We start from the raw sequence: 6,465 nt of genomic DNA on the forward strand, positions 1-6,465 counted from the left end.
TCGTTGCCCAAAACATACACACCTGACTGTATCTTTGCAACGGGGTACGGATGGGCGCGAAAAGACGATAGGTCGGCGCTCGACACCGGGAACCCACTGTCACGCTCAGCGGGAACCGCAGGTCACCGCGGTCAGCTCGACGCGGACATTGCTCCGCTGAGCACCGCGCGCAGATCCCCGCAGGCGCGCTCCCACCGCCGCCGCGCCCGCCGGGTGTCCTGGTCGACGAAGCTGGCGATCAGTATTCCGCGCAACGCATCCATCGCGGTGTAGACGGTATTGCGGATCTCCTTCTGCGCCGGGTGCTCCGGGAGCAGCTGGGCGATCGCCGCGATCAGCGCGCTGTTGACTACCGGCTCCACCCGCTGGATCTCCTGCGCCAGCACCGGATCGGTGCGTGCGGCAATCCACAGTTCGATGGTCGCGACAAACAGCGGGCCCTGGTGGACTTCCCACATGAAGTCGAGAACGGTCGAGACCGGGTCCGGGCTGTCCTTGAGCCGTCCGAGTTGGCGGATCGCGGCCTGTGCACGCTGCTGCGCCAAGTGCTCGATAGCCGCCACCACCAGATCCTCCTTGGACTTGAAGTGGTGAATCTGGGCGCCACGGGTTACTCCGGCCAGTTCGGCGATGCGCGGCGTCGTCGTCCCGGAGTATCCGTAGGAGACCAGACAGTCGACAGTGGCATCGAGCAGCCGCTCGCGCATCGCGGCACTACGCTCGGCCTGAGTGCGCCGGATCGTCTGCCCGCGACCTCCGCCCACCACCTGATCTCCTCTCCGTCGACGAGTGGTGATCAAGTGTAATAGATGCAGACCTGAAGGTATGTCTAAACCAGCTGGCGCGGGATGTCGCAGCTCCAGCTCTCGGCATAGACCCGGCGGCCCGATCTATCCGATGCCCGCCGGATACGCGACGCCGCCACCGGCAGCGGCGTGGGGGTCGACTTCGACGAATACGACGGGCGCAGCTGGGCCGGTTCGTGCAGCGCGTCGCCGAGGCGGTCTAAAGCGTCGCCGGCCGGATGACGACCACCGATTTGGTCCGCCTTCCCGAGTCCTCCAGTAGTGCGATCACCCGGCCGTCGGGAGCGGCCGCGGCGTAGATCCCGTCGATGCCCGCCGGGGCCAACGGCCGGCCGTGGCTGGCGTCGAGTGCCTCGTCGGCAGACAGGGCGCGGCGTGGAAAAGTCTGCAGGCAGGCCTCATCCAGGCTGTAGCTCAGCCGCGGGTTGTCCCCCAGCTCCTCGAGGGTGCGGGCCTGATCGAGACCGAAGCTGCCCGCGCGGATGCGGCGCAGCGCCGTCAGGTGCCCACCCACCCCCAGTTCGTCGCCGAGGTCGCGGGCCAGCGCGCGGATGTAGGTGCCCGCCGAACAGTCCACCTCGACGTCCAGGTCGATGAGGTCACCGGCTCGCCTGACGCCGGTCGCCTCGAAGCGATCGACGCGCACCGGCCGGGCGGGCAGGTCGACCGCACGCCCCTCCCGGGCCAGCTGGTAAGACCGTTTGCCGGCGACTTTGATCGCGCTGACCGTCGAGGGCACCTGCAGGATATCGCCACGCAGCCCCGAGATCGCCTCGGCGATCTGCGAATCGGTGACGTGGGCGGCTGAAACCGTCTGCAGCACATCGCCTTCAGCGTCCTCGGTGGATGTGGTCTGACCCAGCCGAATGGTGGCGGCGTAGGACTTCTGCGAAGCGGTCAACAACCCAAGAATCTTGGTAGCCCGTTCGATGCCGATCACCAGCACCCCGGTGGCCATCGGGTCCAACGTGCCGGCGTGGCCGACTTTACGGGTCCCGAAGAATCTGCGGCACCGGGAAACGACGTCGTGGCTGGTGATGCCGGCGGGTTTGTCGACGACCACCAGGCCGGGTTGCACGCTCACAGCACGATCGCGGTCAGCACCAGCCCGCCGGTGACCGACCACCGCCCGCGCAGCTCGGTCAGCGGCGGACCGGACAGCGCCGCGGGGTCGATGAGGATGCGGGAGACGAACGCGCCGGACGTCTGGCCGGTCAGCGTGAACGTGATGTGGGCGTCCTCGAAGCCCAACCACCGTCTGGTCAGCGGAAACCACACCTTGTAGGTGGCTTCCTTGGCGCAGAACAGGATCCGGTCCCAATGGTGACCGGTCGGCAAGCCGGCCAGTTCGGCACGCTCGGCGGGCAGACTGACGGCCTCGAGCACACCGTCGGGGAGCACATCGTGCGGTTCGGCGTCGATACCCACCGACCGCACCTCGGGGTCGCGGCCCACCACCGCACCGCGGAAGCCCGCGCAGTGCGTCAGGCTGCCGACCACACCGTCGGGCCAGCACGGCTCGCCCTTCTCCCCCTTGAGAATCGGCACCGGCGGCTCACCGAGCTCTTCCAATGCGAGCCGGGCGCAGTAGCGCACCGTGACGAATTCATTGCGGCGCTTGGCAACCGAACGCGCTACCAGCGGCTCCTCCTCGGGCAGCGGAGCCAGCCCGGGCGGGTCGTCGTAACGTTCGGCCCAGGCCAGCGACGGCGTGGGATCGAGCACCGTGTTCAGCAGTCTGCTCATCGGGACTGCCGCTGCCGTAGCCGTTCGGCGAACTTCGCCCTGGCCGCCCGCATCTCGTCGGTGATGATGAAGTGGCCACCGAACTCGTTGAGGTATCCCGGCGGATACTGCGGGTCGGGCAAGATCTGCCGCAGCCACCGGTGTGGCTTGCGGACCCGCCACTCCCGCGGGTAGCCCACCGAGACCTCCTCGAAGCGCACCCCGTCGTAGAAGGTGGTGCGCGGGATGTGTAGGTGGCCGTAGACCGAACAGGTCGCGTTGTAGCGGGTGTGCCAGTCGGCGGTCTCGACGGTGCCGCACCACAACGAGAACTCCGGATAGAACAGCGCATCGCAGGGCTGGCGCACCATCGGGAAATGGTTGACCAGGACGGTCGGTGTCATCCAGTCCAGGTCCTCGAGCCGCTTGCGGGTCACCGCGACCCGATCCCGGCACCAGGCGTCCCGGGTGCCGTACGGCTCCGGAGACAACAGGAACTCGTCGGTGGCCACCACGTTGTTCTCGCGGGCAACGGCCAGACCTTCGGCCTTGGTGGTCGCGCCCGCCGGCAGGAACGTGTAGTCGTACAGCAAGAACATCGGGACGATGGTGGCCGGGCCGCCCTCCTCGGTCCAGAGCGGGAACGGGTGCTCGGGGGTGATGACCCCCATCTGGTCGCACATGTCGACCAGGTAGTCATAGCGCGACCGGCCGAACACCTGCATCGGATCCTTGGTGGTGGTCCACAGCTCGTGGTTGCCGGGCACCCAGATCACCTTGGCGAACCGTTTCCGCAGCAGGTCCAGGGACCAACGGATCTCATCGGTGCGTTCTGCGACGTCACCGGCCACGATCAGCCAGTCGTCGGGCGTCACCGGGTGCAGCGACTCGGTGACCGGCTTGTTTCCCAGATGGCCGGTGTGCAGGTCGGAGATCGCCCACAGGGTCGGCCCGTGCGAGGCCCTCGGCTCGGGAATGGTCACGATCGTCCAGCCTAGCGATCCCCTCCGGCCAGACCGCCGAGGGCGAATTAGAACGTGTTCTCGCTTTTACTGCAGTAGCCCGAGCCCCAACTTGTACACTCCCGGGGAAAGTCCGGCGGAAGCGAGGAGTGGCATGCTCACCAAACTGCGCCTTGCCACGGCGTTCAGCGCGCTGGCGATGGCCGTCGTGATGGTCTGGCAGCAGCCGCCGACCGGCGACGGCGCAGCCGCCGCGGGGGCGCACGGGGTGCAGTTGCGCTCCACGGCGGCGCCGCTGGCCCCGCCGCCCACCTCCAGCAAGCCGGTCAACATCACCAATCCCCGCCCGTTTGACGCCTGCGAGGACATCCCGCTCGACGTGATCGCCCAGCTGGGCCTGGCCTTCACCCCGCCCAAGCCGGTGGAGGGCGTGCGCTGCGAATTCGACGCCGGCAACTACCAGATGGCCGTCGAGACGTTCGTGTGGCGCAGCTACGACGAGTCGATCCCGGCCGACGCGATCGAGATGGACATCAACGGCCACCGCGCGGCGCAGTACTGGGTGATGAAGCCCACCGAGTGGAACAACCGCTGGTGGTTTTCCTGCATGGTGGCGTTCAAGACCAGCTACGGCTTGATCCAGCAGTCGCTGTACTACTCGCCGGTGTACTCCAACCCCGACACCGACTGCCAGACCGAGAACCTGATGCGCGCCCACCAGCTGGCGCCGCACTACAAATACTGATCCACGGTGCAGACGGCCCGCCGCCTCACCGGCCCCCGCTTCACCGATGTCGTGCTGAACCGGGCGGCGCTGCGGCGGCTGCCCCCGCCCACCACTGGCTACACCGTGCACCGGGAGGCGATCCCGATGCGCGACGGCGTGGTGCTGCGAGCCGAGCGCTATGAGCCGACCGGCGACGCGGCCGGCACCCTGCTGGTGCGCTGCCCCTACGGCCGCGGTTTCCCGTTCTCGCTGGTGTTCGCCCGGGTGTATGCCGCCCGCGGCTATCGGGTGATCCTGCAGAGTGTGCGCGGCACGTTCGGTTCGGGCGGCAGTTTCGAGCCGATGGTCAACGAGGCCGCCGACGGCGCCGACACCGTGGCCTGGCTGCGCACGAGGGCGTGGTTCACCGGGACGTTCGGCACCATCGGGCTGTCGTATCTGGGATTCACCCAGTGGGCGCTGCTGGCCGATCCGCCGCCGGAGTTGGCTGCGACCGTCATCACCGTCGGGCCACACGATCTGTACCAGTCAACCTGGGGCGCAGGGTCATTCGCGCTCAACGACTTCCTGGGCTGGAGCCACATGATGGCCCACCAGGAGGACCGGCCGCGGATCCGGGCCGGAATCAACCAGCTCACCGCCCAGCGGAAGGTCCGGCGCGCCGCGGCCAGACTGCCGTTGGGTGCCGCGGGGCGGGCGCTACTGGGCAACGGGTCACCCTGGTACGAATCCTGGGTCGAGCACCCCGAGCGAGACGACCCGTTCTGGGATCGGTTGCGCCACCCGGCGGCACTGGAGAACTCGCGAGTCCCGGTACTGCTGCTGGGCGGCTGGCAGGATCTGTTCCTGGATCAGACCCTGGCCCAGTACCGGGCGTTGCGCGACCGGAACGTCGAAGTGGCGCTGACGATCGGCCCGTGGACGCACACCCAGATGCTGACCTCCGGTCTGAGCCGGGTCACCGCCGAGTCGTTGCAGTGGCTGGAGACCCAGCTGCGGGGCTCGACCACATCGGCGCGGCCGAGCCGGGTCCGGATCTTCCGAACAGGCAAGGGCTGGGAGGACCGACCGGATTGGGCGCCGGCCGCTGCCACCGACGCCTGGTACCTGCAGCCCGGCGGCCGGCTCGCCCCGGGCGCACCCGGCCCGGCCGCTTCGGCGGCGTCGTTCCGGTTCGACCCCGCCGACCCGCCGCCCACGATCGGGGGTCGGCTGCTGTCCCCGGCCGGCGGCTACCGCAACGACAACCGGCTGTACCGTCGCGACGACGTGCTCGGCTTCACCGGCGAGGCATTGACCGAGGACCTGGACGTGTGCGGGGTCCCGGTGGTGGAGTTGGACCACAGCTCCGACGTACCGGACGTCGACCTGTTCGTGCGGGTCAGTGAAGTCAACCGGAAGGGCCGCTCGGTCAACGTCACCGACGGCTACCGCCGGTTGCAGCACCACACCGGCCGAGTGCGTATCGAGTTGGACGCCATCGCGCACCGATTCGCCGCCGGCTCCCGGATCCGGGTGCTGATCGCCGGCGGCAACCACCCGCGGTACGCGGCGAACCTCGGTACCGGAGAAGCGCCGATCAGCGGCGCACGGGTCCAGCCGGCGACGCACACGGTGCGGTTCGGCGACTCACGGTTGCTGCTGCCCCGCGAGCCCTGAGACGGCCGGCCGACCGTTATCACTGGCCGCGGACCGCACCGACGGCTTTGACCAACAGATCCGACATCAACCGTTGCGGATCCAGCTGCTGATCCGCGCTGCCCATGACGACGATCGACGTTCGATCGTTGAGTGCCGCTGTGTAGAGGTAGTCGGGATCCTCCTCGGGATCGGCGACGGAGAGCTTGACTCCGGTTGTGGTGACGCCGGCGATGGCGGGTGCCGGTATACGCTCCACGGTCCCGGTCGCCTCCGGCGAACCGGACAGCGAGATCCGGTCGCAACCTGCCGGATCATCGCCGGCTGCAATCGGATTCGGTGACCGCAGGGCGACGACATACATGTTGCCCTGGTCGCCCTGCCCGATCACACCGGCGGCTTCGGTCCCGGCCTTCGGATCGACGTAGGGCGGGATGACCACCGACCGGCACTGCGGCGGCTCGACCGTGGCGTCGGTGAACGCGGCGACCGCCGACCCGGCGATGTCCTGCTCCCCCAGCGTCTTGGCCGGGTGCGCCTGCACGGCGAAGCCCGCCGGGAAGTCGTCCTTGACGGCGTCGACCCGCGAGATGTCATACGCTGCAGC

The 6,465-nt window shown here is 68.5% G+C and carries 7 protein-coding genes; 2 read left to right on the forward strand and 5 right to left on the reverse strand.

Annotation, left to right across the window (positions count from 1 at the left end):
* Positions 1 to 131: 131 nt before the first annotated feature.
* The 4 genes from DQP56_RS12600 to pptH all read right to left on the reverse strand — a co-directional run bounded on the left by DQP56_RS12600 (position 132) and on the right by pptH (position 3,514).
* Positions 132 to 707: a TetR/AcrR family transcriptional regulator gene (locus tag DQP56_RS12600; RefSeq protein WP_112685895.1), complete on the reverse strand. Its 576-nt coding sequence runs from the start codon at positions 705 to 707 to the stop codon at positions 132 to 134.
* A 298-nt stretch (positions 708 to 1,005) separates the two neighbouring features.
* Positions 1,006 to 1,890, reverse strand: coding sequence for a tRNA pseudouridine(55) synthase TruB (gene truB / locus DQP56_RS12605; RefSeq protein ID WP_112685879.1), 885 nt, complete (start codon positions 1,888 to 1,890; stop codon positions 1,006 to 1,008).
* Positions 1,887 to 2,552, reverse strand: coding sequence for a 4'-phosphopantetheinyl transferase PptT (gene pptT / locus DQP56_RS12610; RefSeq protein WP_112685881.1), 666 nt, complete (start codon positions 2,550 to 2,552; stop codon positions 1,887 to 1,889). The genes truB and pptT overlap by 4 nt, the downstream gene beginning before the upstream one ends.
* Positions 2,549 to 3,514 carry an ACP phosphodiesterase PptH gene (pptH, locus tag DQP56_RS12615; RefSeq protein ID WP_112685883.1) on the reverse strand — a complete coding sequence of 322 codons (966 nt, stop codon included), beginning with the start codon at positions 3,512 to 3,514 and terminating at the stop codon, positions 2,549 to 2,551. The genes pptT and pptH overlap by 4 nt, the downstream gene beginning before the upstream one ends.
* A 133-nt stretch (positions 3,515 to 3,647) precedes the next feature.
* On the opposite strand from pptH, the gene DQP56_RS12620 reads away from it, so the two are divergent.
* A complete protein-coding gene (locus DQP56_RS12620) occupies positions 3,648 to 4,238 on the forward strand; it encodes a DUF3558 domain-containing protein (RefSeq protein WP_112685885.1) in 591 nt (196 codons plus the stop codon).
* 51 nt (positions 4,239 to 4,289) lie between these two features.
* On the forward strand, positions 4,290 to 5,879 hold the full coding sequence (locus DQP56_RS12625) for a CocE/NonD family hydrolase (RefSeq protein ID WP_234825640.1): 1,590 nt from the start codon (positions 4,290 to 4,292) through the stop codon (positions 5,877 to 5,879).
* A 19-nt stretch (positions 5,880 to 5,898) separates the two neighbouring features.
* Here DQP56_RS12625 and DQP56_RS12630 read toward each other — a convergent pair.
* Positions 5,899 to 6,465, reverse strand: a 567-nt coding sequence (locus tag DQP56_RS12630; RefSeq protein ID WP_112685889.1) for a DUF5642 family protein, incomplete at its 5' end; no start/stop codon positions are given.

The sequence above is a fragment of the Mycolicibacter senuensis genome, assembly GCF_003284925.1.
Taxonomy (GTDB): Bacteria; Actinomycetota; Actinomycetes; order Mycobacteriales; family Mycobacteriaceae; genus Mycobacterium; species Mycobacterium algericum_A.

Excerpts from the sequence above, each read along its gene's own strand:
- DQP56_RS12600 (WP_112685895.1), bottom strand. The coding sequence starts at position 707 with ATGCGCGAGCGGCTGCTCGATGCCACTGTCGACTGTCTGGTCTCCTAC.
- pptT (WP_112685881.1), bottom strand. The coding sequence starts at position 2,552 with ATGAGCAGACTGCTGAACACGGTGCTCGATCCCACGCCGTCGCTGGCC.
- DQP56_RS12620 (WP_112685885.1), top strand. The coding sequence starts at position 3,648 with ATGCTCACCAAACTGCGCCTTGCCACGGCGTTCAGCGCGCTGGCGATG.